At 44.2% G+C, this 25,128-nt stretch carries 24 protein-coding genes and 1 tRNA gene; 14 read left to right on the top strand and 11 right to left on the bottom strand.

What is annotated here, in order from left to right:
* Window positions 1–103: 103 nt before the first annotated feature.
* Window positions 104–1,054: an ABC transporter ATP-binding protein gene (locus tag QH73_RS02260; protein ID WP_039715059.1), complete on the top strand. Its 951-nt coding sequence runs from the start codon at window positions 104–106 to the stop codon at window positions 1,052–1,054.
* 98 nt (window positions 1,055–1,152) lie between these two features.
* Window positions 1,153–2,853, top strand: a complete 1,701-nt coding sequence (locus QH73_RS02255) for an ABC transporter permease (RefSeq protein ID WP_039715058.1) — start codon at window positions 1,153–1,155, stop codon at window positions 2,851–2,853.
* Window positions 2,854–2,908: 55 nt separating this feature from the next.
* Here QH73_RS02255 and QH73_RS02250 read toward each other — a convergent pair whose 3' ends face one another.
* From QH73_RS02250 to ruvB, 4 genes are all read right to left on the bottom strand, one after another.
* Complete coding sequence (locus QH73_RS02250) at window positions 2,909–3,175, bottom strand: type II toxin-antitoxin system RelE/ParE family toxin (protein ID WP_309476429.1); 267 nt, start codon at window positions 3,173–3,175, stop codon at window positions 2,909–2,911.
* Window positions 3,172–3,426: a hypothetical protein gene (locus QH73_RS02245; RefSeq protein WP_039715057.1), complete on the bottom strand. Its 255-nt coding sequence runs from the start codon at window positions 3,424–3,426 to the stop codon at window positions 3,172–3,174. Before QH73_RS02245 ends, QH73_RS02250 begins: the two co-directional genes overlap by 4 nt.
* Before the next feature lie 259 nt (window positions 3,427–3,685).
* Window positions 3,686–4,498 carry a tetratricopeptide repeat protein gene (locus tag QH73_RS02240; RefSeq protein ID WP_039717333.1) on the bottom strand — a complete coding sequence of 271 codons (813 nt, stop codon included), beginning with the start codon at window positions 4,496–4,498 and terminating at the stop codon, window positions 3,686–3,688.
* A 59-nt stretch (window positions 4,499–4,557) separates the two neighbouring features.
* Complete coding sequence (ruvB, locus tag QH73_RS02235) at window positions 4,558–5,673, bottom strand: Holliday junction branch migration DNA helicase RuvB (protein WP_039715056.1); 1,116 nt, start codon at window positions 5,671–5,673, stop codon at window positions 4,558–4,560.
* Between the two features lie 252 nt (window positions 5,674–5,925).
* Here ruvB and hisF point away from each other — a divergent pair, with 252 nt between their 5' ends.
* From hisF to QH73_RS02220, 3 genes are all read left to right on the top strand, one after another.
* Entirely contained in the window at window positions 5,926–6,696 is a 771-nt protein-coding gene (hisF, locus tag QH73_RS02230; RefSeq protein ID WP_039715055.1) for an imidazole glycerol phosphate synthase subunit HisF, read from the top strand.
* 121 nt (window positions 6,697–6,817) lie between these two features.
* Window positions 6,818–7,009, top strand: a complete 192-nt coding sequence (locus QH73_RS02225) for a hypothetical protein (RefSeq protein ID WP_015152522.1) — start codon at window positions 6,818–6,820, stop codon at window positions 7,007–7,009.
* A gap of 73 nt (window positions 7,010–7,082) precedes the next feature.
* A tRNA-Ala gene (locus tag QH73_RS02220) sits at window positions 7,083–7,155 on the top strand.
* A 25-nt stretch (window positions 7,156–7,180) separates the two neighbouring features.
* On the opposite strand, the gene QH73_RS02215 is transcribed toward QH73_RS02220, so the two are convergent.
* Window positions 7,181–7,519, bottom strand: a complete 339-nt coding sequence (locus QH73_RS02215) for a heavy metal-binding domain-containing protein (RefSeq protein WP_039715054.1) — start codon at window positions 7,517–7,519, stop codon at window positions 7,181–7,183.
* A gap of 110 nt (window positions 7,520–7,629) precedes the next feature.
* Between QH73_RS02215 and QH73_RS02210 the strand changes: the two genes are divergently transcribed.
* From QH73_RS02210 to QH73_RS02195, 4 genes are read left to right on the top strand one after another with little or no spacing between them, the layout of a single operon-like run.
* Window positions 7,630–9,537, top strand: a complete 1,908-nt coding sequence (locus QH73_RS02210; protein ID WP_039715053.1) for an OmpA family protein — start codon at window positions 7,630–7,632, stop codon at window positions 9,535–9,537.
* 21 nt (window positions 9,538–9,558) lie between these two features.
* Window positions 9,559–10,074, top strand: a complete 516-nt coding sequence (locus QH73_RS02205) for a Rab family GTPase (protein WP_039715052.1) — start codon at window positions 9,559–9,561, stop codon at window positions 10,072–10,074.
* Window positions 10,058–11,077, top strand: coding sequence for an adenylate/guanylate cyclase domain-containing protein (locus QH73_RS02200; protein WP_052289966.1), 1,020 nt, complete (start codon window positions 10,058–10,060; stop codon window positions 11,075–11,077). Before QH73_RS02205 ends, QH73_RS02200 begins: the two co-directional genes overlap by 17 nt.
* Window positions 11,074–12,174, top strand: coding sequence for a sensor histidine kinase (locus QH73_RS02195; protein ID WP_039715051.1), 1,101 nt, complete (start codon window positions 11,074–11,076; stop codon window positions 12,172–12,174). Before QH73_RS02200 ends, QH73_RS02195 begins: the two co-directional genes overlap by 4 nt.
* A 129-nt stretch (window positions 12,175–12,303) precedes the next feature.
* Here the strand turns inward: QH73_RS02195 and QH73_RS02190 are convergent, their stop codons facing one another.
* The gene (locus tag QH73_RS02190; protein WP_039715050.1) at window positions 12,304–12,516 is read right to left on the bottom strand and encodes a chlorophyll a/b-binding protein; all 213 of its coding nucleotides are present in this window, start codon (window positions 12,514–12,516) and stop codon (window positions 12,304–12,306) included.
* A 417-nt stretch (window positions 12,517–12,933) separates the two neighbouring features.
* Here QH73_RS02190 and QH73_RS02185 point away from each other — a divergent pair, with 417 nt between their 5' ends.
* Window positions 12,934–16,086, top strand: a complete 3,153-nt coding sequence (locus QH73_RS02185) for a hypothetical protein (RefSeq protein WP_039717331.1) — start codon at window positions 12,934–12,936, stop codon at window positions 16,084–16,086.
* Here QH73_RS02185 and QH73_RS02180 read toward each other — a convergent pair.
* Both QH73_RS02180 and mnmH read right to left on the bottom strand, forming a co-directional pair.
* Complete coding sequence (locus QH73_RS02180) at window positions 16,057–16,215, bottom strand: hypothetical protein (protein WP_165587604.1); 159 nt, start codon at window positions 16,213–16,215, stop codon at window positions 16,057–16,059. The genes QH73_RS02185 and QH73_RS02180 overlap by 30 nt on opposite strands.
* 151 nt (window positions 16,216–16,366) lie before the next feature.
* The gene (gene mnmH, locus QH73_RS02175) at window positions 16,367–17,428 is read right to left on the bottom strand and encodes a tRNA 2-selenouridine(34) synthase MnmH (RefSeq protein ID WP_039715049.1); all 1,062 of its coding nucleotides are present in this window, start codon (window positions 17,426–17,428) and stop codon (window positions 16,367–16,369) included.
* Window positions 17,429–17,541: 113 nt separating this feature from the next.
* On the opposite strand from mnmH, the gene QH73_RS02170 reads away from it, so the two are divergent.
* Window positions 17,542–18,534, top strand: a complete 993-nt coding sequence (locus QH73_RS02170) for an aldo/keto reductase (protein ID WP_039715048.1) — start codon at window positions 17,542–17,544, stop codon at window positions 18,532–18,534.
* A gap of 52 nt (window positions 18,535–18,586) precedes the next feature.
* Here the strand turns inward: QH73_RS02170 and QH73_RS02165 are convergent, their stop codons facing one another.
* Window positions 18,587–18,727 (bottom strand): hypothetical protein, encoded by a 141-nt coding sequence (locus QH73_RS02165; protein WP_165587603.1) that lies wholly within the window; start codon window positions 18,725–18,727, stop codon window positions 18,587–18,589.
* Window positions 18,728–18,881: 154 nt separating this feature from the next.
* A complete protein-coding gene (gene prfC, locus QH73_RS02160) occupies window positions 18,882–20,507 on the bottom strand; it encodes a peptide chain release factor 3 (RefSeq protein ID WP_132866494.1) in 1,626 nt (541 codons plus the stop codon).
* Window positions 20,508–20,611: 104 nt separating this feature from the next.
* Between prfC and QH73_RS02155 the strand changes: the two genes are divergently transcribed.
* The 3 genes from QH73_RS02155 to hemB all read left to right on the top strand — a co-directional run bounded on the left by QH73_RS02155 (window position 20,612) and on the right by hemB (window position 23,122).
* Window positions 20,612–20,953, top strand: coding sequence for a DUF4870 domain-containing protein (locus QH73_RS02155; RefSeq protein WP_039715047.1), 342 nt, complete (start codon window positions 20,612–20,614; stop codon window positions 20,951–20,953).
* 99 nt (window positions 20,954–21,052) lie between these two features.
* The gene (locus tag QH73_RS02150) at window positions 21,053–22,015 is read left to right on the top strand and encodes a hypothetical protein (RefSeq protein WP_039715046.1); all 963 of its coding nucleotides are present in this window, start codon (window positions 21,053–21,055) and stop codon (window positions 22,013–22,015) included.
* Between the two features lie 123 nt (window positions 22,016–22,138).
* Window positions 22,139–23,122: a porphobilinogen synthase gene (gene hemB, locus QH73_RS02145; RefSeq protein ID WP_039715045.1), complete on the top strand. Its 984-nt coding sequence runs from the start codon at window positions 22,139–22,141 to the stop codon at window positions 23,120–23,122.
* 53 nt (window positions 23,123–23,175) lie between these two features.
* On the opposite strand, the gene QH73_RS02140 is transcribed toward hemB, so the two are convergent.
* Entirely contained in the window at window positions 23,176–24,771 is a 1,596-nt protein-coding gene (locus tag QH73_RS02140) for an iron uptake porin (protein WP_039715044.1), read from the bottom strand.
* Between the last annotated feature and the right edge of the window lie 357 nt (window positions 24,772–25,128).

The raw sequence follows: 25,128 nt of genomic DNA, 5'->3' as shown, positions 1-25,128 counted from the left end.
CATATAACCCTACTGACAAAACCGATCCAAGCAAGCTAAGCTATCCGATAATGAAGTTACGTTCTTGACGCTGACTCACCCTTGTCTCCCAAACTTAGCACCCATGCTCAACGAACTGGCAATTCGCACTTGTGGGCTGACGAAACAATTCGATCGCCACATTGCGGTGAACGATGTCGATTTACAAGTTCAGGCTGGGGAAGTCTACGGCTTAATTGGACCGAACGGTGCAGGTAAAACAACGCTAATACGGATGTTAGCAGCAGCCGAGGAACCAACTAAGGGAGAAATATACATTAATGGCGATCGCTTAGTGGGCGATCGCGATAATTCTATCCTCAAGCAACGCCTGGGATATTTACCCGACGACTTTCCCCTCTACGACGATCTCACCGTTTGGGACTACTTAGACTATTTTGCGCGGCTGTACAAGTTGAAAGAACCGCGCCGCAGTCAACGCCTGCGCGAAGTGTTGGAACTCGTCCAACTCAGTCAAAAACGCCGCAGTTTAATTGCTACCCTGTCGCGGGGGATGAAGCAACGCCTGAGTTTGGCAAGAACAATCATCCACGAACCGATTGTATTACTATTAGACGAACCCGTTTCGGGGCTTGACCCAATCGCCCGAAGGCAATTTCGGGAAATTATTAGGGTATTACAAGAAGCGGGAATGACAATTTTGATTTCATCCCATGTTTTAAGCGACTTAGCAGAGTTATGCACTTCCGTGGGCATTATGGAGTTGGGCTTTCTGGTCGAAAGTACAACCTTGAGTCAGTTATATCAGCGACTTGCCCGCCAGCAAATTTTCTTAACAACCTTGGGAGAAATCGAAAGATTAACAGCAGAATTGAATAATCATGCCCTCGTAGCGGGATGGGAGGTGTTATCAGGAGGACAGCGGGTGCAGATAGATTTTACTGGAAATCAGGAAGACTGTGCGGATTTATTGCGATCGCTGGTTGCAGCTGGCGTTCCTTTATCTGAATTTCATTGTACTCAGGAAGACTTAGAAACAATTTTCCTCAAACTAGGACACCAGCAAGCGTCTTGATGAAGTCGTAAGTCGTAAGTCGTAAGTCGTAAGTTTAGGAGACTCACTACTCACCACTCACCACTTCCCACTACTCATTAATTTGGAGATTTATTCTTATGAGATTAAGTTGGATAGACAAATTGGGGGATAAAAATCCTCAGTTGTTGCGGGAGATTAAAGGGAGATTTAAACCGCGCAATTTAGTTATTTCGACAGTTATTTCTTTACTGGGACAATTTTTCTTATTCCGCATATTTCAAGCAAAATTACCATCTGCTAGTCAAGGTTGGTCAATGCCAACTCGCCATCCTTTATGTACTGGTGAGCAGTGGGAATATTCTATACCTGAATGTCTCACGGATGCTGCGGGAAATCTTTTGATTAATTGGCAGATGTGGTGGTGGGATGTATTTTACACTGTCAGTAAGTTTGGTGTTTTTGCCCTCATTTTAGCAGGCACTTACACGCTGATTAGTGACTTAGCTAATGAAGAACGTCGAGACACACTCAATTTTATTCGCCTCAGCCCTCAATCAGCTAAAAGTATTTTAATTGGTAAACTACTGGGTGTACCAAGTTTGCTGTATATTGTGGTAGGTCTGGCTGTACCGCTACATTTAATCGCCGGGATTGGAGCGCACGTTCCTCTAAGTTTAATTTTCAGTTTTTACGGACTCGTAATTGCTAGCTGTATTTTCTTTTTCAGTGCTGCTTTACTATTTGGTTTAGTGAGTGCTTGGCTAGGTGGATTTCAAGCATGGTTAGGTAGTGGGGCAGCATTTGTGTGCCTGTTTATTGCCACTGCCAAACCTGTACTTCATACACCATCAGACTGGCTAAATTTGTTTTCACCATTTCTGATTTTTGAGCAAATCGCTAAGGCAACTGAATTAGAAAACTATAGTTTGTCGCTGCTTAGCACGGCAGATTTAGAATTATTTTATCTGCCCATAGGCGATGCGTTATGGGCGACGTTGGGTTTGGCAGTTCTCAACTTTGGCGTAGGAACATACTGGATTTGGCAAGCTTTGCAGCGTCGGTTCCATAATCCTAGCAAAACCATTTTTAGCAAGAGCCAAAGTTACTTGATGGTTGCGAGTTTGGAGGCGATCTTAGTTGCATTTGCTGCTACAACACCTAAATATCGATATTCAACCAATCTCGGACATAACTTTCAAGAATTGCTTGTCTATAACTTGGTATTGTTTATCTGTTTGATTGTCACTCTCACGCCACAGCGTCAAGTCTTGCAAGATTGGGCAAGATATCGACGGGAAAGAGTTAGCAATCGTCAAAAGTTCTTGAGTTCTTCGCTAGTAAAAGATTTGATGTGGGGAGAAAAAAGCCCAGCTATACTCGCGATCGCCCTAAACTTAGGAATTGTTGCTACAACTCTAACTCTTTGGATTACCTTTGTCTTACAACCGATTGACAAACAACCTGCTTTCTTGAGTATGGTTATTGGTGGTAATTTGTTACTGATCTGTGCTGCGATCGCCCAACTTTTAACATTTATGCGGGCGCAAAAGCAAGGTTTGTGGATTGCAGGGGCTTTGGGTGCGGTCATTTTATTACCCACAGCCATTCTCACCGTGCTATCAATTGCACCACAACAAATTCCTGGTTTGTGGTTGTTTACTCCCTTTGCTTGGTTTGCGTTAGAAAAAGCCAGCAATACAACCATCTTTTTGGCACTATTAGGACAGTGGAGTGCAGTCACTCTTTGTACGATTCGCATGACGCGCCAGATTCAACGCGCAGGTGAATCTAGTACCAAAGCTTTGATGAGCGATCGCCCTTCTTTACCAATGGCGTAGGTATCGATTTACAATAAGTTTGTAGGGGCGTACAACTGTGCGCCCCTATATGTTTTTAGCCTTCTCCTATAGTCTGCTGTGCTGCGTGTCGGATGTGAAGAATCCGAACTGTAGCCGCTTCATTATTTTCAATAATAGTGAAAAGAATACGATAAGAATTACGACCTTTACCGTAGAGAAGTTGACGAATTTCTTGACTAAAATACCGATCTTCTCTTGCAAGCGAACAACGCTTAGGCATTTCTGATAAAGATTCAATTACTCTCAGTAACCCTTCATACCACTGGCTTGCTTTCTCAGATGATGTTATACGATAACTCACGAATCGTTTTGCAGATTGTATTTACGGCGTTGTTCTTCAGCAAACTCATGAAATGAACGGGAACGTCCCGCTTCAAATTCATCTAAACCACGCTGAATACCTACAATAGCTGCTTCAGAGTCTTGCAACTCCCATTTTAAAATGTCAGTTATCAATTCAGCCGCGACAATACTTACATCTTGTCCTTGTTGTGCTGCTTTTTCCCGCAGCTGCGCTTCCACTTCTGGACTAAGAGAAATCATAATTGACATAAACTTAGTGTTTTTAGTATCGAGCCTCTGCGTGTCATTTTAACAAATTACCTATGTTTTCGCGCACTTTGGAATGCGGTATACAACAAGGGAAAAAATATACTTGCTATGTCATGTCATTACTTGCTTGCCAAGGGTTGCTATCGTGCAAATTCAGATAAATCTTTATTTTTCCTTGCACTTCAGGAGGTAAATAGTCTATAAAAAGTTGGGTAAATATAGATTTGCTCCTCATGGTAGCGGACATTAACAACGGATCTTATTTAAGCTGTTGAAACTTTTCTAAAGCTGCAACCATAGTGGGGGGCCAACGACGAATATTTGTGACCCAGTTAATGTCTTTATAACGCGGGTCTAAGCCTACAGCAGCTACCCAGTTACTTTCTGCTTCTCCCTTATTTCCCTGTTCCCAAAGCGTAGCAGTCAAAGCAGCGCGGACATCGGCAAATTGAGGATATTTGCGAATAATATTTCGCAGTTCGCGCAAAGCTTTATCTTTTTGACCATCTTGATATAAAGCTAGGGCATAATTGGCACGGGCAAAAGCAAAATTAGGGGCAGTATCGGCAGATTTTTTGTAATCGGCGATCGCCTTTTCCCATTGTCCCAAACCTGCTTCAGCATTCCCGCGATTATTGTATGCCATCGCATCGTTAGGATCGATTTCTAAAATATGATTATAGTCAGCGATCGCTTCTGACCATTTTCCTAAACCCTCCAAAGCCGCACCCCGATTTAAGAAAGGATCGGTCACGCCTGGGGCAAGTTCAATCGCTTTGTTATAATCGGCGATCGCTTCATTTAATTTATTTTGGCTAACTCTCGAATTACCTCTGTTACTCCAAGCTGCCGCATTTGTGGGAAATTCTTCAATAATCTGCGTCCAATAAGATTCAGCTTGGGGAAAGTTGCCTTTCTCAGTTAAAGAGAAAGCTTCATTCGCCAATTTCTCTAAATTTTGTAACTGTTCTGCACTCAGATTTGGTAGCGGTGATTGCTGGGCAACTGCTGGTTCTACCCATCCCACTATGAATAGCGCACTGAGTAAAAGTGTCAGCACGCAGACGCGCAGATTGGTACTAACAAATTCAATCTTGTCTGGATTAAAGTGCGTCCAACTGGGATTGTAAATCATGAATCTGACCGCGATAGTAACGAGAGTTGTTCGTTGGGTGGTTTCAAACCTAAATGCTTGTATGCTGCAACAGTAGCGACGCGACCTCTAGGAGTCCGTTGTAAGTAACCTATTTGCATCAGATATGGTTCGTAGACTTCCTCAATTGTTTGGATATCTTCACCCGTCGCCGCTGCTAAAGTTTCAATACCCACGGGTCCACCATTAAATTGTTCGATCGTCACGCTCAGCATTTTTCGGTCTGTCCAATCTAGACCGCAAGGGTCTACCTGATATAATTCTAGAGCTGTTGCGGCTACATTTTGCGTAATCGTCCCTGCTGCCTTGACTTCGGCATAGTCTCGTACTCGTTTGAGCAGGCGGTTGGCAATACGCGGCGTACCTCGCGATCGCTTGGCAAGTTCTAACGCCCCGTCATCGCTAATTGGTGTTTGCAATAACTCAGCCGTCCGCAACACAATTTGACACAATTCCGCTGGTTCATAAAACCGCAACCGCTGCACCGAACCGAAGCGATCGCGTAATGGCGAAGATAGCGCCCCGGCGCGGGTTGTCGCTCCTACTAAGGTATATTTAGGTAGCGTAATACTGCGAGTTTTGGCACTGGCTCCTTTACCGATCGTAATATCCAGACGATAATCTTCCATCGCCGGATACAAAATTTCCTCTGCCATCCGCGACAGGCGATGAATCTCATCAATAAATAGAATATCTCCTGGTTTGAGACTTACCAGCAGACCCATAATATCCCTCGGTCTTTCCAAAGCTGGGGCGCTGGTAATTTTGCAATCTACGCCCATTTCTCCTGCTAAAATGAGCGCCATTGTGGTTTTACCCAATCCAGGCGGACCATACAATAATAAATGGTCTAAAGTTTCTCCTCTAGCCTTAGCGGCTTGAATCGCAATTGATAGCACCTCCTTCAAATCTTTTTGCCCGATGTAATCGGCAAAGGTATGGGGGCGCAAGCTTTGTTCTTGTTTGCCTTGTTCCTCCACAGTTGCCTGCGGTTGCAACAAATCCTCTACAACAGGCTGAGGTTGAGGTTTCTTCTGTTGCTTTTTTGCAGGCTTAGAAGGTTCTGACGGTTGTTTAGAGGAGATAATTGCCATAACGAGGGGGTGAGGAGTGAGGAGTGAGGAGTGAGGGGTTGAAGAGAGCAGAGGAGCAGGGAACAGAGGAGTAGGGGAGCAGAGGGGCAGAGGAGCAGAGGAGCGTCAACCGTCAACCGTCAACCGTCTTCACGGAGTGTAGCAAAGCGCGTTTACCGTCAACCGTCAACCGTCAACCGTCAACCGTCAACCGTCAACTACCAACTACCACTTATATATGTATAATCTCTGGAGTCATTCAGATGCAGCACCATGTTAGCTAAAAGAATTTTGCCTTGCTTGGACGTAAAGGCGGGGCGGGTTGTGAAGGGGGTAAACTTTGTTAATTTGCAAGATGCAGGCGATCCGGTGGAGTTGGCAAAAGTATATAACGAAGCTGGGGCGGATGAGTTGGTATTTCTGGATATCACAGCTACCCACGAAGACCGTGACATTATTTTTGATGTGGTTTATCGTACTGCCGAACAAGTGTTTATTCCTCTCACTGTCGGCGGGGGCATCCAATCCTTAGAACAAATTAAAAATTTGTTAAGAGCGGGTGCAGATAAAGTTAGCATTAATTCCGCCGCAGTTAAGGACCCAGACCTAATTAATCGTGCCAGCGATCGCTTTGGCAATCAGTGTATAGTAGTGGCTATTGATGCACGAAGAAGGCAGGATGTCAACAATCCTGGCTGGGACGTTTACATTCGTGGTGGACGGGAGAACACTGGTATAGATGCTCTGCAATGGGCGCAGGAAGTTGCCCGAAGAGGTGCTGGGGAGTTGTTGGTAACGAGTATGGATGCCGATGGCACTCAAGCAGGGTATGACATAGAATTAACTGGCGCGATCGCCTCATCTGTAGAAATCCCAGTTATCGCCTCTGGTGGTGCGGGGAACTGCGAGCATATCTACACTGCTTTGACTGAGGGGAAAGCTGAAGCTGCTTTGTTAGCTTCGTTGCTGCATTACGGTCAGCTGAGTGTAGGACAAATTAAATCCTATTTGAGCGATCGCAATTGCCCCATTCGTCTTAATTAGATCTAATCGGTACTATAAACTTACCAAATTTCTGTAGCAAGAAAAACTTAACCTCTAATTAAGACCAGGTTCCTGAGAATTAGTTAAGATATATGAAATATGTTTTAAAATATCTTAAAAAATGCTGACAGTTATTCTCATTTTCGACGTAGCTTTAGTAGCTTGGTCGCTGCACCTGATGGAAGAGGCGTTTGCGAAGAAAGAATTTTCGATGATGCTGGCAGGGGTGTTAGTGGCAGCTAGTGCCGCAGCCATGTTAGTTGTCTATTTTTTGATGGGGAACTGCATGAGCTACTTAGCCCGCGGATATTAATGCTTAAAATAACTGAATAGTGCAGATTGACAGCAAAGAGAGATTTAAGGCATAATAAAAAACGCACTTGCGCGGGGTTATAGCTCAGTTGGTAGAGCACCTCAATGGCATTGAGGGGGTCAGCGGTTCGAATCCGCTTAGCTCCATTTAAGGAAAATTAATGAAAGAAAGTTATCGAGACGATCGCTGGCACACAACAGCAGTACCGCTGACTGCCACCATCAACATACTACCCCCATTGCCAACACCAATGGTTTCGTAATCGATGTCAATGCCAATTACCGCATTAGCACCGAGAGCTTGAGCTTGCTGAATCATCTCACGCATAGCAGTATCTTTCGCTTCTCGGAGCGATCGCTCGTAACCAGCAGATCGACCACCGACAATATCCCGAATTCCGGCAAAGAAATCGCGAAAAATATTTGCCCCTAGAATCGCTTCGCCACTGACAATCCCGAGATGCTGCACGATGCGCTGGTCGCCAACTAAGCTGGCTGTGGTTAAAATCATATGACTCCTTCAATAGTTGTATAAGATTTGTCGGTGTTTCGTGTCCTCTTGACTACAGGTGGCTATACAATTCAATGTAAGTATGGGGGATATTAGGAAACGATCGGCAAATGACTGACTCTTCTGGTCGCCAATCTACTGACAGAACTTCAAGCTCTGAAGTTGAGGCACTGACTGAACTAGAGAGTCTGTTGGATCGATCGCAAGACACCCATCTCACTGCTGCTGAAGTAGAAATATTAGACCAACTGCGTCAGTTAGTCTTGGATGGACAGCCACAGACACCAACAGCGCGATCGCAACCACCACCCCACAAGAATTTTACTACCGAAGAGGAAGCGATCGCCGAATTACGGGATTTACTTTTCGGTCCCGAACTCCAAGCAAAACTCGATAAATCGCAACTCCGAGTCGAAGATGTGAGTCGGATTTTGCCAGAAGCGATTATTCTCAGGTCATTACAAGACGACCAACTGACTCAAGCCGCTGTACCAACTGTAGAACAAGCAATTCAAACCTCGGTCAAAAGAGACTTGAATACGCTGTCCGATGCTTTGTTTCCCATCATCGGACCTGCTAGCCGCAAAGCTGCAATGGCAGCGCTGAAAACTTTTGTTGCGACTTTTAATCAAGCACTCGACCATAGCTTAACTCCAAGAAGTTTTCGCTGGCGCTTAGAAGCAATGCAAACTGGTAAGTCTTTTGCCGAAGTTGTCTTGCTACGAACGCTAGTTTATCGCGTAGAAGAAGTTTTTTTGATTCATCGTCACACTGGACTGTTATTGCATAGCTTGGCAGTAGATCTGACCGCAACACAAGATGCAGATCTGGTTGCAGCTATGTTAAAAGCAATTCAAGATTTCGTGCAAGACTCGTTTAAGGTTAAGCAACAAGATCGGTTGGACGCGCTAGAATTTGGCGAATTGACGATTTGGATCGAGCAAGGTCCCCAAGCAATTTTAGCAGGCATAATTCGAGGTAATGCACCTAAAGAATTAAGAGAAAACTTTCAAGCTACCCTAGAAACAATTCACAAGAAATTTCGCGAGCCACTTTTAAACTTTCGCGGCGACGATACTCCATTTGAAGCTAGTAAACCTTATTTAGAAAATTGCCTTCAAGCCCAGTATCAAAGCACGCCAGATAAACCTTCACCGCTCTTATTATTATTGATAAGCGGACTCTTGTGTACGCTGGGATGGTGGAGTTTTATGTCTTTTCAAGCTCGACAAAAATGGCAGGCATATTTAAATACATTAAACTCACAAGCAGGAATAGTTGTCGTTAGTGCTGAAAAACATTTTGGCAAATATTATATATCGGGATTGCGCGATCCTTTGGCTGTCGATCCGATTCAATTAATTTCAGATGCAGAAATCGACCCTAAGAATGTTGTCAGCCGTTGGGAACCTTACATCTCGCTCGATCCGCAATTTGTGACTAAAAGAGCGAAAAAATTATTACAACCACCAGAAACTACGAGTTTGAAAGTCGATCGCGACGGTATTCTTTATATGACTGGTACTGCACCGCGACAGTGGATTGCTCAAGCAAAAAAAATTGCGCCTAATCTTCCTGGAGTGACGCAGTTACAGACAGAGCATCTAACTACAATTGAACTCCAAGAATTGCTCAAAACTAAAACTGAATTAGAAAGAGAGAATCTCTTATTTATTAACGATCGCTCGCAACTTTTGCCAAATCAGCAACAAAAATTAAATAAGATTGTTGCAGCTATTCAAAAGCTTACAAAGATGGCTCCAATTTTGCAAAAGAACGTACGAATCGAACTTAAAGGACACGCAGATAGCGATGGTTCGACAGAGCATAATATGGATCTCAGTAAAGCTAGAGCAAAGCAAATTTCATTAGTCTTGGTTTCGCGAGGAATAAGATCGTCCGATTTAACGACAATTGGTGTGGGAGCGCAAGAACCTTGGCAACAAGATGTCAGCCAAAACAATCCAGAAATGAATCGTCGCGTTTCTTTTAAGGTATTTTTAACGGATGCACCCTAGAAAAAATTTGCTGTTTGAGATATGATTCAAAAAAAAGTATGTATGGTTGGTGCGTTTGCTACGGGGAAAACGAGTTTAGTATCGCAATTTGTTAAAAGTATTTACTCAGAAATATACCATTCCACCGTAGGAGTCAAAATTGATAAAAAACTAGTTAAAATTGCCGATCGAGAAGTCAATCTAATTCTGTGGGATATTCACGGTGAAGACGAGTTTCAGAAATTGCAGATGTCTTATTTAAGAGGTGCATCTGGTTATCTTCTAGTCGTAGATGGAACTCGTCGCTATACTTTAGATAAAGCATTATCTTTACAACAAAGGGTAGAAGAAACTCTCGGTAAAGTTCCCTTTATATTGGTATTGAATAAATCAGATTTAACAGCAGATTGGGAAATAGAGGATTCAGTAGTGGATAGTCTTTTACAAAAAAACTGGACGGCGATCGAGACTAGTGCTAAAACAGCTACAGGTGTAGAAGAAGCCTTTGCCAAACTCACACAACAAATGCTGGAGGCAATGGATGTCTCACCTCCCTAAATCTATAGTCAAGTACTTTCAAGAGTTAATTTTTGAAAGTCGTTGTCCGGCTTACTTTTTAGTAAAGGATGGCTATTTAGTGAGCTGGGGAGGTCAATTATCATTGTATGGTTTTCATCATCTCGAACGTGGAGAAGTTGTTGAAAAAAAGATTTTATTTTTAGCGGGATTACTACCTTTTCAGAATTTACCGATTATCTTACCTTGCATAAAAATGGAATCGGGAGTTGCTGCCGAGGTTCACATTTTTGCTGCGGCTGAAGGCGACTGGATACTATTATTGGATGCAAGACGATACGAGCATCAGTACAGCATCCTTCAGCAACAAGGCAACGATTTGAGTTTAATTCGCCAACATCATTCTCGATTGCTAGAACAAAGCTTACACGATCGCATTGCAGCTAACTTATCGCAGGAATTAGTAGCAGCATTAGAGAAAGGCGATCGCCGAGATGTGACTATTCTTTTAGCTAAGATTTGCAGCCTCAACTCTTCGATTGAAGATTACCCGCCAGCAGAAGCGATCGCCACTGTCAACTCATATATTTCCGCGATCGTGCAGCCGTTACTAGATCGAGGTGGGATAGTGAGTAAAAGTTTTGGGGATGCCGTGACAAGTTTGTTTGGCATACTTCCGGTGACTGGTTCGCCTGCGGTACGCGCGACTGAAGCAGCGATCCGAGTTGTAGAGACAGTACGAGGGATGAGTCAGGTGCGGCAAGTTGATAAATGCATTGCTTTTAGTGTTGGTATCAGTATTGTTTCTGGTTCCCTGATTGTGGGTATTGCTGGTAGTCAGAATCAAAAAACTTTGATTGCGGTAGGCGATCGCATGGCAATTGTAGAACAGATGGGGTTTCAAGCAACTCCCAACGCGATCGCGATCGATCGCAACACATACGATCGCATTGGTGAGATGCAAATTCACTTCATGAGAAGTCATACTATATTTAAAGGCATTGCTAGCGAACCAATACCTATCTTTACGTTTTTAGTGGCATGAGTGAGGAAAGTATCATAGATGAGCTATTTGCGGCACTAAATGTCGTTGTTCTAGAACGATTGGAGTATGATTCATTCAAGCTCATCGGTACTGCACCTGTCTGGTTCGTAGAACTTTATGCCGATACTGACTTACAACAACATTTGATGCCGGGACTGAAGTTTCCCGTACTCGATAATTTTTTGGTTGACGCAGAAGCTTTTTGGCAGAAAAATAAATTGGGAAGAATTAAATCTGGACTGTGGACTGAAACAGACTTATCAGGACAAGAGTTCTATTTAGAAGCTTCAGCAGTTTGTCTAAATCAGAAAAAAATATTATTAATTGCTTCTAATTATAAAGAGCATCAGTTTTTACTCCAAAAAGCTAGAGAAAACAGTTTAAATTACTACAATTTGTTAAAAGAAATTCAAAAAAAAGAAGTCTTGATTCATTGTATCGTTCACGATCTAGCCGGACAGTTAACGGGAATCAAGTATTGTTTCGAGCTACTCTCACTCCAAAACCTCAATTCTAAAGCGCAAGAATACTTAAATATTGGTAAAAAGCAGTGTCAAAAACAAGAGACATTAATTCGAGAAATTTTAGATGCTTTTGCAGCTGAAGTTGAGTCATTGGAAGGTTTGAGAATCGATCTGCAACAAGCACCAGATGCGCTAGCTTGTGTTTTAGAAGTTGTGAATGCTTTATCGCCAGTTTTCTTTCTCAATCAGATCGATCTGCGCCTACAAATCGATGTTGATAAAACTAGAGAATGGAAAGTTGTAGGAGAAAAGTCACGTTTGGAGCGAACAATAACCAATTTGGTGGAAAACGCCTACAGGCACAGTCCACCGAACTCTGTGGTGACAATCGGAATCGCAGAAGAAGGAGATTTCATTGCGATTACAGTTGACGACATGGGTTCTGGCATAGAACCAGAAGTTGCGACAACTTTATTTCAAAAATTTTCACAAGGTAAAAATAGTCCGGGAAGAATCGGTTTAGGACTGTATTTCTGTAGAATTACAGTAGAGCAATGGGGTGGAAGTATCGGCTACAAAACCAATTCTAAAGGCGGAGCCCAGTTTTGGTTTCGCTTACCGAAAGTGTTGTAAAACAAGTTTTGTAAAAAACATAACAGTCCCTCCTAAATCCGTTTTAAAAGAGAGACTGTCATATTGAATATTTGCAAAAAGGCAAGATTTTTAGATCGCCCCCCCCGGTAAAAGGGAGGTTTGATTTATCTAGTATCCAATCAGATGCAGTACGTCGCGCAGAACGCTATAGCCTGCTAAATCCCAAATCAAATAAGCGAGAAATCCAATCATTGCCAAGCGTCCGTTCCACAGCTCAGCTTGAGGATTCAACCCAAAGATGAATGCATTTCGATCTACACCGTTATATGCTTTAGCGACTGGTGGTACATCTGTAGCTGGACGAGTTTCACGAGTTTCCATTTTTTGCTCCGAATAAATTCCGCTTCACATATCTTTAATTTAAATGGGAATTTAATTTTTGCTTTCTGTCTAGAGGTACAAACTAGCAGCACTTCTCTAGGACTAATATGAAGTGAATTTTCTTAGAGGAATTCTATCAATAGACGGTGTAAATCGCGATGAAGCGATCGCTTGGTATTGTTAACAACTTGTAATTAGTATCTTGACTTACATAAACGCTGCTGAATACATTTCCTCGCCTCAGAAGTAAATCTGAATTCATCCCACTACAGGCAGAGCTTTCAGACTTGGGGTGGATGTTTGACGCTGTTAAATGCAGCATTTTTAAGCTACGGGGTTAAATAGTATTTTTAGCTCCTAAATTTCCTCCTCACATTGTATTTAGACGCTCAGCACAGCACACAAGAAGGACAAACCATGTTTCAGAATCCAGAAATTTTACTGGGACTATACAAACCTTTCTCCTGGCTGGCACAGTTAACTCCACCAGATGGGGGTGTGACGACACCAGCAGAGGCAGCGTTTGTATTTTCGGGTCCGAGATTTTTTGTTGCTTTAATATCAGGAGTGATTCTTGCCTTTGCCGTACAACTTGTATTAACAAACCTCTCTGTGGCTGCTGGGATTTCCTATTTAGGACGGCAATCAGACTCAGATTCAGGTAGCAGCGAATCTGGGAGTGTGGGGGGAACGATCCGTAAAATTGGTACGGCAGTAGGTATTTGGACGTTAATAACTGTCAGCATTGCTTTATTCATCGCTAGCTTTCTTGCCGTTAGTTTAAGCTTGCTGAGTGTAGATGTAGGACTGGGAGCAGTTCTCGGTCTAGTGATTTGGGGAGCTTACTTTTTACTGCTGGTGTGGGTTAGTTCCACCACAGTCGGTTCCTTGGTTGGTTCCGTCGTGAATACGGCAACCTCGGGTTTTCAAGCAATTATGGGAACGGCTACCGCTGCGATCGGAGCAAAAGCTGTCAATCAGCAAGTCGTACAGACAGCAGAAGCAGCAGCTGCGGCAGTACGGCGAGAGTTAGGTAGCGCGATCGACCCGACCACAATTCGCGAGAACCTGGAAGATTATATAGACATGCTGCGTCCGCCAGAAATAGACACGACAAAGATTAGAAGAGAATTTGAGACAATTTTACGCGATCCGCAACTGGCAGATCTTGCCGGAACCGATGACTTGCGGAATATCGATCGCCAAAAGTTTATCGATCTCGTCAGCAGCCGTACCGACTTATCGAAACGCGATGTCAATAAAATTGCCGATCAGTTAGAAAGCGTCTGGCGAGATGTGGTCGGAAAACAGCAACCCAAGCGCGATCGCATGGATGAGTTGATCGAATATCTCAAGTCCGTGCAGCCTGGACAAACTAAGACGGATGAGTTGAACGCCAAGATCGATCGACTCACAGAAGAAATGCGATCGTCTAAGCAAGCCGACCAAAGACAAGCAGACCAAGCCGACAAAGCCACCGCAGGTCCAGTACAGCAAACGCTGCAAACGGGAATCAACACCCTGATGGGAATGGTGATGGGACGCGCCGATCTATCAGATTTAGATGTGGAGAAGATCTTGCGATCGCTCCTCACGGCAAGAGATAAAGTCACCGAGGGAGTAGATAAGGTTGCCACTCAAACAGGGATGAAATCTGCTGAAGTTCCCTACACGACCATTAGGGCGGATGTAGAAAACTACCTGCTCAACACTTATACTTGGCAGTTAAGTCAAGACAGAATGGATCGGGAATTCCGCGATATTCTCTACGATCCGGCAGCCGATCCACGGGCAGTACGGCAACAGGTCGAGCAACTTTCTCGTAATGATTTTGCCCGATTGCTGCAACAAAAGGGAATGCTGACCCAAGCTCAAATTCAAACTATAGCAGATCGCTTGGAACTGATTCGTCAAGATGTCTTGACAACAGTGAGAGGGATTGAAGAAAGGGAAGCCGTCCAAGAACTGCAACACCGTGTAGAGAGTTATCTACTGACAACGAGTAAAGCAAACTTAACTCCAGAAGGAATTGAGCGCGACTTCAAGCCCTTATTAGAAGACTCGGATACCGATTACGAAACTCTCGGTTTGCGTCTAGCTAGGTGGGATCGGGACTCGTTGCGACAAGTGCTATTGCAACGTAACGATATTACCCCAGAAGAGGTAGAGCCAATTTTAGATCGATTGGAGGCACAGCGCGAAAAAGTCTTAGTTGAGTCTAAAGGACTAGCAGACCAGGCAAAATATCAAGCTGAAACCCTGTGGCTAAACTTAGAATCTTACCTGCGCAACACTGGTAAAGATGAATTAAATCCCTACGCAATTGAGGCAGAACTCAAAACTCTACTAGACGATCCGCAAGCGGGAATGGCAGCACTACGGGCGCGGTTGTCTCGCTTCGATCGCGATACCCTCGTTAAATTGTTGAGCCAGCGACAAGACTTGAGCGAAGAACAAGTCAACCAAGTTATTAACCAAGTTGAAGGGTCTTGGCACAACGTGCGGGTTGCACCGCAAGTTTTGGTGGGTAAAGCAAAGGAACAATACGACTCGGTGACAAATGCGATCGCCGATTACCTGCGCAACACTGGTAGAGAAGAGTTGAATCCAGAAGGAATTCAGCGCGACTTTCAGCGCTTGTTTGCCAATCCGAAAGAGGGATCGGCTGCCCTCAGAAGGCGCTTGTCTCACGTAGATCGAGAAACTTTGGTGAAGTTATTGAGCCAGCGGCGCGATTTGAGCGAGGAGCAAGTCAATCAAATTGTCGATCAAATGCAAACTTCGATTCGGGATATTATTAAAGCGCCCCGTCGTCTAGCAACTCGCACGCAACAAAGAGTTCAGAGTTTCCAAACTTATTTGGAAGATTACCTGCGCCATACAGGTAAAGACGAACTCAATCCAGAAGGGATTAAGCGAGATCTGTCTTTGTTGTTACGCGATCCGAAAGTGGGAATTGAGAGTTTGAGCGATCGCTTGTCTCACTTCGATCGCGAGACTTTAATCGAATTGTTGAAGATGAGGGGAGATATGTCCGATGCGGAAGCAGCTAGAACTGTCGATCAGATATTAGCCGTACGCGATAACTTTGTCGATCAGGTACGAGCAATTCAACGGCGGATTCAAGATGCGATCGACAGCGTATTCGATCGCATTCGCAGCTACCTCAATTCGCTCGATCGCCCAGAGTTGAATTACGACAGCATTCAGCGGGATATGCGCAAGTTATTTGACGACCCGCAAGCTGGGTTTGATGCTTTGCGCGGACGGCTATCTTCGTTTAATCGAGATACTTATGTAGCGATTTTGAGTTCTCGCGAGGATATTTCGGAGGCAGATGCGAATCGAATTATCGATCGCATTGAGTCGGCGCGTAACAACGTGCTGCAAAGAGCAGAACGCATCCAACACGAAGCACAGAAGCGCTTGGAACAAGTGAAAGAACAGGCAGAAAAACAAGCGGAAGAGACGCGCAAGGCGGCGGCTTCAGCTGCTTGGTGGCTGTTTGGTACGGCAACAGTTTCGGCATTCTTTGCCGCTTTAGCAGGTGCGATCGCTGTAGCGATTTAAATGTTCTAGGTTAAGCTGACCTCTCACTCCGGTGAGGGGTTTTTTTATCAGTGCTAAAGGCGTGAATCTTGAGTAAAACACGCGATCTGTAGGGGCGCACAGCTGTGCGCCCCTATAAATATCATGCATATGTCATACACGCAATCGAGAATTGCTATGAAAGGGAGTAATACCAATTCTGTTTATTATTGCACTAGATTCGATCCCCCCTAGCCCCCCTTGATAAGGGGGGTTGGGGGGATCTTCTGTGGCGTAGTTTTAAAGAAATGGTATGAAGAGATTAGCATTCAGATATTGAGATCAAACGATTGAGAATACGCTCGATATTGATATCGGATATATCTGGCATGAACAAAGACTTTTCTATATTGGTGTAATCTCTTTTTATAGAGCAAGAATAAGTTGGATCGTAGTGAAAAAGAAGTAGTTCTTTAACGATATCTTCTCCTTTTCTAGCATCGATTAACTGAAACCAATACTTTAATTTTTGTTTTCCATATCTGGGCTTCAATTTTTCTAGTTTAGTTTTTAGAAACTCAGAATGAGTCTCTAAATATGGATACTCTTTTAAAAGAAATGTAACTCTACTATCTATAGGCATCTGAATTTCTATACACTGAGATTGCTTCATTTTCTGCCATAGAGGTAGAGGTAAATAAATTTTTCCAATTTTGTTACTTTCTGATTCTACCCATACAACTCGATCGCGCTTGAATTTCTGTAATTGCTGTAAAAGCAATGATTCAAAGTACTTCTGTGAAGGTTGAGGAGTCGGTTGTAGTTGCCATTCTTCACCAAGTAAAGAACCGCGATGGTTGGCGATCGCCTCTAAATCTAAAACTTGGATGCCACGCTGTTGTAACCTACGTAAAATCAGCGTTTTACCGCTACCTGTAAAACCGCATAAGACTTTATAGGTAAATTGAGTTGGGAGTTGTTCTAACTGCTGCCGCACGTAGGTGCGATAAGTTTTATATCCACCTTCTAAAACGGTAACTCGCCAACCAATTTGTGCGAGCACCGCCGCCATACTATTAGAACGTTGTCCGCCGCGCCAGCAATAGACTAACGGACGGTAATCTTTGCCTTTATCGGCAAAATGCTGTTGGAGATGCTGAGAAATATTTTTAGCTACTAGTGATGCACCAATTTTACGCGCATTGAAAGGATTGATTTGTTTATAAATCGTTCCCACTTCAGCACGTTCGGTATCATCTAGTACTGGAAGATTGATCGCACCAGGAATACAATCCTCTGCATATTCGCTCGGGGAACGGACATCAATAATTTCGCTGTAGGTTTCTGTCCAGGGTTGCTGGGTATAAATCGGAGAAGGTGGCATTCCAGTCAAATTTTATCTATTTTGATTGTGCCATTTTTAGAAGTTTTACTTTGCTACCATACGAAGAGATATTCGTTGCCTCAGTGTCTTGCTGAAAATTTAAGGAGCTAATAATGACAGATAAGACCACTCGGCGCAATTTTCTGCTTACTGGTGCGGCTGTAGCAGGTGGAATTATTGGTAGCACGGCGTTACAACAAAATCAAACTGATAGCGCTCAGTCTACGGCACAAAATACAGCGGCTAAATCGACAGGCAAGATGCCAGAAAGGGTTCTGGGACGCACAGAGGTTAAAGTTCCAATTTTCGGCTTGGGGGGAGCAGGACAAACGCCTCTATCTTGGCAGGGAAAAGAAAAAGATGCAGTCGCAATGATTGAAAAAGCGATCGCATTAGGTATTCGTTATTTTGATACTGCTGCTAATTACGGTCCGAGTGAAGATTATTTTGGCAAAGTCTTGCCTTCTTACCGGAAAAATATATTTCTTGCTAGTAAAACTGATGCTAGAGATCGAGATGGTGCATGGCGTGAATTAGAGCGATCGCTCAAACGCTTAAATACAGATCGGTTAGATTTATGGCAAATGCATCATGTCTCTTTTACTGAAGATTTAGAGACTATTTTCGGTAAAAATGGCGCAATTCAAGCTGTCGAAGAAGCAAAAGCCCAAAAACTTATTCGCTTTACAGGCATTACCGGACACCACGATCCTAATATTATTGCTGAAGGTTTGCGCCGCTACTCATTTGACACGACTTTAATTCCCGTCAATGCAGCAGATAAACACCATCCGCGTCCCTTTCTTCCTGTGGTTTTACCCGTGGCAAGGGAGAAAAATGTTGGTGTCATAGCAATGAAAGTTCCAGCTTACGGTCGCTTATTTAAACCTGGTGGATTAGATGGAATGAATCAAGCATTAGGATACGCTATGTCTCAACCAGGAGTGCATTGTTGTGTTGTCGCAGCAGAAACGATCGCTCAATTAGAAGATAATGTTAAAGTGGCTCAAGCTTTTCAACCTTTATCTCAACAGGAATTAGCGGCGATCGAACAACGCACAGCTGCTATTTGGGAAGATAATACCTTCTTTCGGGCATGGACGTAAGAATTCGGAATTCGGAATTCGGAATTCGGAATTAAGCAGAAAGTTGTAATTGTTAAATTTTGAACCATTTACAAACTAATTTGCCATCAATGCGAAACCATTGAGCAACTAATTTGCTTTTTTGTTGTTGAGATGGATTGAATTGTCGTTGAGTTGGTTGAACTGCGGTTTGGGGAGTTGCGATCGCTTTCATAATTAAACTCCTGTTAGAAAGATTGAATTGGACAACAATCTTTCTATAGGGAGCAGATGCGATCGCTATGCAGTTGTCAGTTATCAGTGAAGAATGAGGTGTGGGGTGTAGGGAATATTGTCCTCAAAATCCCTCACTCCTCGCTCCTCGCTCCTCAATTATCTGTTGTTACAGAAGTTAAAGGAGCAATTTTACTCAACTTCAAATCTGGATGGTCTGCTTCAAGTTGCTGGCAATTCCATTCGTTACGAAATAGCAAAACGGGACGATTGAGGGAATCTTTCACTGTCATGGTGTTAAAAATTCGCCCTACTTTTTCCAAAGCTTCCCAACCATCTACTACCCAACGAGTAACGGTATAAGGCAATAAGTCTAGTAGCGTCTCTACGCCGTATTCGTTTTGCAACCGGAACTGTACTACTTCAAATTGCAATTGTCCGACTGCTGCTAAAATTGGATCGCGCTTAGACTCGTCCACTGAATACATGATCTGGACTGCGCCTTCTTCCCGCAACTCGGAAACGCCTTTTTGAAATTGCTTAAATTTAGAAGGGTTGGGGTTTCTCATCACGGCATACAGCTCGGGAGAGAAAGAAGGAATACCTTCGTACTCTAGCTTTTGTCCCGTATAGATCGTGTCGCCGATCGCAAACATGCCTGGATTGTTCAAACCAATTACATCGCCGGGATAGGCTACGTCAATCGATTCACGGTCTTGAGCAAATAGTTTTTGGGGTCTTGACAAACGGATCGTTTTACCAGTCCGGGCATGGTTCACCGTCATGTCTTTTTCAAATTTTCCCGTACAGACGCGAATAAACGCCACGCGATCGCGGTGTTTCGGATCCATATTTGCCTGAAGCTTGAACACGAAACCCGAAAACTCTGGATAGGAAGGAGCGACTTCGCCCATACTGCTAACACGGGCATAGGGTTTGAGGGCGTAATCCAAAAAGGCATTTAAAAACAACTCCACGCCAAAATTTGTCATGGCGCTACCAAAGAATACCGGAGTCATTTTGCCTTGGTGGACGAGATCTAAATCTAGTTCCGATCCCACTTCTTCTAAAAGTTCTATATCCTCTTTCAGTTGGTAGTAGAGGTCTTGTTCCAACAATTGCTCGATGCGCGGATCGCCCAAATTAACTATCGTATCCGCCGCCGCTTTGCTACCGTGAGCCGTCCGTTCAAATAAGTGGATCTCCTGCGTGCGACGGTCGAAAACTCCCTTAAAGCGATCGCCCATACCAATAGGCCAATTAACTGCGTAAGTCTGCAACCCTAATTCTTTCTCAATTTCATCCAACAGCGATAGTGGTTCTCTCCCAGGACGGTCGAGTTTATTCACAAAGGTAAAAATGGGCAGCAATCGCAGTTTACAGACTTCAAATAATTTGCGCGTCTGCGGTTCCAAGCCTTTCGCAGCGTCAATCAACATCACCGCATTATCTGCCGCTGCCAGGGTACGATAGGTGTCTTCGCTAAAGTCTTGGTGTCCTGGCGTATCTAGCAAGTTGATCTGAGCGTTGTGATATTCAAACTGCAAGACTGTTGAGGTGATGGAAATTCCCCGCTGCTGCTCCATTGCCATCCAGTCAGACGTTGCTTTACGTTGCGCTCGTCGCGCTTTAACAGCTCCCGCTTCGTGAATCGCTCCCCCGTACAGCAATAACTTTTCTGTTAGTGTAGTTTTACCTGCGTCTGGGTGGGAAATGATGGCGAAATTACGTCGCCGCTCCACTTCTGTTTGTAAATCTGCTTGTAGGTCGTTGGAGATCATTGAAGCTTAGCTGTAGGATGTAACAGGAAGTAAAAACCAGAGTCTAGCAGAATCTAATTTACCTTTATTTAGGATAACAATCTGCAACTGAGGAATGTGTTTGTATGTACGACCCTGACAAGCGGAAACTGCTATCGGCAATTAGCCACGGAGCGATCTTTTTCAGTACCACTCTGGTATCTGTTGGTATCCCCATCGCTGTCTTGTTTGTCTCCGACGATCCAATCGTCAAGGAAAACGCCAAAGAAGCAATTAACTTCCACTTCAATGTTTGGTTTTGGGGAATCATCATCTTAGTATTGATGACAATCAGCTTTGGTTTACTATTTCCTCTTGCAGGACTGGGATATTTGATCCATTGGGGGTTGACAATCTTGGCTATTGTTCAAGTCTTCAACGATCCTGACAAGCCTTTTCGTTACCCTTTCATTGCGCGGTTGTTATAAATTGCTGACAAAGATTAATTGCCAAAAATATTTTTTTCCTGAATTTGCAGCATAGCGCCTGAAGCAATAGTCAGAGAGCTTGAAATTACAGGTGCGTCAATGGCTACTGACTATATTCTGTTCATTCATGGTGTTAATACTCGCGAACAGCAGGCGCAGCCAAGCTATGCCAACGATCTGATTAAGTTGCTCGATCGCGCGATCGCATCTCATACACCAACGCTTAATCCTAAATATATCCCCCTTTACTGGGGCGATACTTTATTTGACGAGCAACAAAAACGTCTGGATAAGTTTCGCGCCTCTAGCCAGTGGGATCGCCTGTGGTTTCGCAATTTTCGCTCCAAGCAACTGATGCAGTTTATTGGGGATGCAACACTATATATCAACCGTCATGTTGGTGCTAAAGTTGTTGAGGAATTGGCACGGCAAATAGAAGCGAATTTACCCTCACAACCCCAGCCAGACGATCGCCTGCACCTAGTCGCTCACAGTTGGGGTACGGTGATTTTATTCGACATTCTGTTTGCAGGACGTTGGGATCTTCCTACCATACCTGGTTGCGATCGCGTCCGCACGATCCGCCAACGGATTTTTGGTGTAGAACCAGAACGCGAACGGGGTATCCGCCTGGCTAGCATTCACACCCTGGGTTCTCCCATTGCTTTATTCAATCTGATCGATCTCGTACCTGATACTACAGGAATCGGTTCTTACGATATTGCCAAGAATTTACAAGAGTTACTGCAAACCTTGTATAGAGAGCGCGGACAACAGCCTTTACCTTGGTACAATTTCATTCACCCTAGCGATCCGTTTGCTTGGACGTTGAAAGAGGTAATGCAAGAGGTGGTAGGTAGTGGTTTAGTTGAAATTGAAGATGTTGTCACCAAAGATAACGATCTGACCGATCTGCTGATGCTGCCTTTTCGCCAAACTCCTGTATCTTTGTTAATTAATGGTGGCGATGCTCATGCTAGTTATTGGCGCTGTCGAGATGTGGTACAAAAGATGACGGCGGCGATCGCTTCTAATAGATTGAAACAAGCTGCGATCGCATAGAGTTCGTTTAATATCCTTAATATTTTTAACAACAGTTGCCCGTTCTGTCAGTAGGGCGATCGCGGCGTAATATACTTCAAGATCTAAGCGCTACATCTTTTTCAGCCGTCATATCATAACGTCATGTTTCCAATTCATCGCCCTCGCCGCTTAAGAACTCATCCCCAACTGCGCCGGATGGTGCGGGAAACGGTTTTATCTAAAAACGATTTAATTTATCCTCTTTTTGCCGTCCCTGGTGAAGCATTTGCCAAAGAAGTCAAGTCGATGCCTGGAGTCTATCAGTTATCGGTAGACAAAATTGTGGAAGAAGCCAAAGAAGTTTACGATCTAGGTATCCCGTCGATTATTTTATTTGGCATTCCTGAAGATAAAGATACCGATGCCACTGGAGCTTGGCACGATTGCGGGATCGTCCAGAAAGCTGCAACTGCTGTCAAAGAAGCAGTACCAGATTTAATTGTGATTGCCGACACCTGCTTGTGCGAGTATACCAGTCACGGTCACTGCGGCTATTTAGAAACAGGCGATCTGACAGGACGGGTTTTGAACGATCCGACCTTAGAATTACTCCAGAAAACAGCAGTGTCTCAAGCGAAAGCTGGGGCTGATATCATTGCACCTTCAGGAATGATGGACGGATTCGTGCAAGCGATCCGCGAAGCCTTGGATGCAGCCGGATTCCAAGACACGCCAATTTTATCCTATGCGGCAAAATATGCCTCAGCTTATTACGGTCCCTTCCGCGATGCTGCCGATTCTACACCTCAATTTGGCGATCGCCGCACGTATCAAATGGACCCGGGGAACGCCCGCGAAGCGATTAAAGAAGTCGAACTCGATATTGCTGAAGGCGCAGATATGCTAATGGTGAAGCCTGCTTTGGCATATATGGACATTATCTGGCGAGTGAAGGAAGCTACCAATTTACCTGTAGCCGCCTACAACGTCTCCGGCGAGTATTCGATGGTGAAAGCCGCCGCCCTCAATGGCTGGATTGACGAACAGCGAGTCGTGATGGAAACTCTAACGAGTTTTAAACGGGCTGGGTCAGACTTAATCTTGACATATCACGCGAAAGATGCTGCACGTTGGATAGATAGTTGACGGTTAACAGTTGACAGTTAACCGTCAGCCGTCAACTGTCAACTGTCAACGATTTAGAAACTAAACGTCGTCCGAAGTGCGCCGATGATAGCATCGTCGTTATCGTTGTTAAACCCAGGTGAGGTGATCCAAATTACGCCCGGAGTGACAGCAATATTATCAGTAAGTTGATATTGATAGAATCCTTCAATATGGAAGGAATTATCGTCATCTTCAGCGATTTGGTCGATAGTAGACTCGGTGACTTTTGGTTCCATGCCAAACATAAAACCTAGTAAACTGCCTTCTTTCCCTAAATCTGGGAAACCAAGGGTAACGGCATAGTTCCAAATATCTAAAGTGCCTCGGTCTAATTGTCCGCCTACCGAGGAAAGCAGGCGAGTGTTATTGTAACCAGCCCAACCACCAATGACAATCCCATCGGTGACTTGCCAAGAAAGCTGTACGCCATAGGTATCGGTAGAAGTTGGTGCGTCGATACCCAGTTCGTCGGCGATGAAGCTTCTGGGGTTAGCGCCAGCGCTACCTGTAAAGGTATCAGAAGCATTGTAGGCATGGACGTAGGTTAAACCGAGTTTGAAGCGATCGCCTCCTTTGAATAAGAGTTGACCGAACGCACCGTAAGGACCGTTAAATAATCCACTGCCATCACTAGGATTGTTCGCACTACCATCTTCTGCTAAGTAGCCTAAGCTGACTTCAAAACTGTCGCCAAATTCGTGCTTAATACCTAAACCAGAACCGAAAACTTGGTTGTAGAGAGGGTTGCGCGTACCATATGCTGAGAGCGATCCTGAATCGCCATCACCATCAAACACGGTCACAGTGTCAGCAAAGTCGTAAAATGCAGCGCCATATATACCTAGTAAAACTTCCGTGCGATCGCCTAGAGGAAAAGTATATTCTAGAGTTTCTAGGGCGAAGTCATTGTCGGGTTGGTCGTCACCTTGGGCGCGGACGAAAGAAAGTTCGCCCTCATTCGTACCTGTAATCCCCGCATATCCCCGCAAGTTCCCAGCAGACATCAGAGTATACAGCGAGTCTTGTCCGGTAAAGCTAGTGTTGAATTCTATTCTGGCTCTGTTTGTAAAGATAGTATTGTCTTCAACCTCGCCACCATCAGCAGTATCGCCGCTAAAAACATCCGACACAGCGGCAATTACGGCTCCACTCAATTTTGTGGTGGTAGAGAACTGATTTGCTTCTAATTCGGCTGTCGCTGCTTCCAAGCTATCGACTCGACCGCGTAAGGTAGCAAGTTCTGTGCCAAACTCTTCTTGCAACTTTTGTAGGGTAGCTAAGTCTTCTTTGGTCACTAAGTCTGTTGTTGCCGTAGCAATCAACTCATTCACCCGATCCAAACAAGCATTTAATCCCGCCGCGAACTCGTATCTCGTTAAGGCTCGGTTGCCGCGATACGTGCCATCAGGATAACCTGCGATACAACCGTAACGCTCGACCAAAGATTGCAGTGCCTGAAAAGCCCAGTCAGTCGGCTGCACGTCTGATAGTTGGGAAACTGAAGTCACCTGCGCCATAGTATTGCTAGTCTTTGGATTCGCTGCGGCAGGGAACAACGGGCTACAAGCTAATATTGTTGCAAAAACTACCGGACTAGCCAAAAGCGATCGCCACAAGCTTTTATTCATCATTTACTTTCCTCACACCAAGATGTTGCTTTCTCGCTGCTGCGAAGTCATGACAACTGTGTCGTAGCAAACATGTCATAGTAACTGTGAAGTCATGACAACAGCTGACAGAGCTGACAGCAAGAGCGTGCAACTTTTTCTCAATAGTTTGACAGAAAACTAGCGACTTTGGTTAGATTTTTGCACCAATTTTTTATTTAAATTTTCTATCTTAAGGGGGTTGCGATCGCTGTTCGTAATTGCTACTGAATCGCAATATACACCAAATCGCGACTCGCTATTGAGATCGAGACAGAAGAAGATGATATTGATTCTCATTGTAGTTGTAAAATAGACTTCTGGTTCATAGCAATTTTC

This window comes from Scytonema millei VB511283 (assembly GCF_000817735.3).
GTDB classification, from domain to species: domain Bacteria; phylum Cyanobacteriota; class Cyanobacteriia; order Cyanobacteriales; family Chroococcidiopsidaceae; genus Chroococcidiopsis; species Chroococcidiopsis millei_B.
This window is presented reverse-complemented; position numbering and strand designations above follow the sequence as displayed.

Coding starts and splice junctions, on each gene's coding strand:
- QH73_RS02260 (WP_039715059.1), top strand. CDS start 104: ATGCTCAACGAACTGGCAATTCGCACTTGTGGGCTGACGAAACAATTC.
- QH73_RS02255 (WP_039715058.1), top strand. CDS start 1,153: ATGAGATTAAGTTGGATAGACAAATTGGGGGATAAAAATCCTCAGTTG.
- QH73_RS02245 (WP_039715057.1), bottom strand. CDS start 3,426: ATGTCAATTATGATTTCTCTTAGTCCAGAAGTGGAAGCGCAGCTGCGG.
- ruvB (WP_039715056.1), bottom strand. CDS start 5,673: ATGGCAATTATCTCCTCTAAACAACCGTCAGAACCTTCTAAGCCTGCA.
- hisF (WP_039715055.1), top strand. CDS start 5,926: ATGTTAGCTAAAAGAATTTTGCCTTGCTTGGACGTAAAGGCGGGGCGG.
- QH73_RS02225 (WP_015152522.1), top strand. CDS start 6,818: ATGCTGACAGTTATTCTCATTTTCGACGTAGCTTTAGTAGCTTGGTCG.
- QH73_RS02215 (WP_039715054.1), bottom strand. CDS start 7,519: ATGATTTTAACCACAGCCAGCTTAGTTGGCGACCAGCGCATCGTGCAG.
- QH73_RS02210 (WP_039715053.1), top strand. CDS start 7,630: ATGACTGACTCTTCTGGTCGCCAATCTACTGACAGAACTTCAAGCTCT.
- QH73_RS02205 (WP_039715052.1), top strand. CDS start 9,559: ATGATTCAAAAAAAAGTATGTATGGTTGGTGCGTTTGCTACGGGGAAA.
- QH73_RS02200 (WP_052289966.1), top strand. CDS start 10,058: ATGTCTCACCTCCCTAAATCTATAGTCAAGTACTTTCAAGAGTTAATT.
- QH73_RS02195 (WP_039715051.1), top strand. CDS start 11,074: ATGAGTGAGGAAAGTATCATAGATGAGCTATTTGCGGCACTAAATGTC.
- QH73_RS02190 (WP_039715050.1), bottom strand. CDS start 12,516: ATGGAAACTCGTGAAACTCGTCCAGCTACAGATGTACCACCAGTCGCT.
- QH73_RS02185 (WP_039717331.1), top strand. CDS start 12,934: ATGTTTCAGAATCCAGAAATTTTACTGGGACTATACAAACCTTTCTCC.
- QH73_RS02180 (WP_165587604.1), bottom strand. CDS start 16,215: ATGCATGATATTTATAGGGGCGCACAGCTGTGCGCCCCTACAGATCGC.
- mnmH (WP_039715049.1), bottom strand. CDS start 17,428: ATGCCACCTTCTCCGATTTATACCCAGCAACCCTGGACAGAAACCTAC.
- QH73_RS02170 (WP_039715048.1), top strand. CDS start 17,542: ATGACAGATAAGACCACTCGGCGCAATTTTCTGCTTACTGGTGCGGCT.
- QH73_RS02165 (WP_165587603.1), bottom strand. CDS start 18,727: ATGAAAGCGATCGCAACTCCCCAAACCGCAGTTCAACCAACTCAACGA.
- prfC (WP_132866494.1), bottom strand. CDS start 20,507: ATGATCTCCAACGACCTACAAGCAGATTTACAAACAGAAGTGGAGCGG.
- QH73_RS02155 (WP_039715047.1), top strand. CDS start 20,612: ATGTACGACCCTGACAAGCGGAAACTGCTATCGGCAATTAGCCACGGA.
- QH73_RS02150 (WP_039715046.1), top strand. CDS start 21,053: ATGGCTACTGACTATATTCTGTTCATTCATGGTGTTAATACTCGCGAA.
- hemB (WP_039715045.1), top strand. CDS start 22,139: ATGTTTCCAATTCATCGCCCTCGCCGCTTAAGAACTCATCCCCAACTG.
- QH73_RS02140 (WP_039715044.1), bottom strand. CDS start 24,771: ATGAATAAAAGCTTGTGGCGATCGCTTTTGGCTAGTCCGGTAGTTTTT.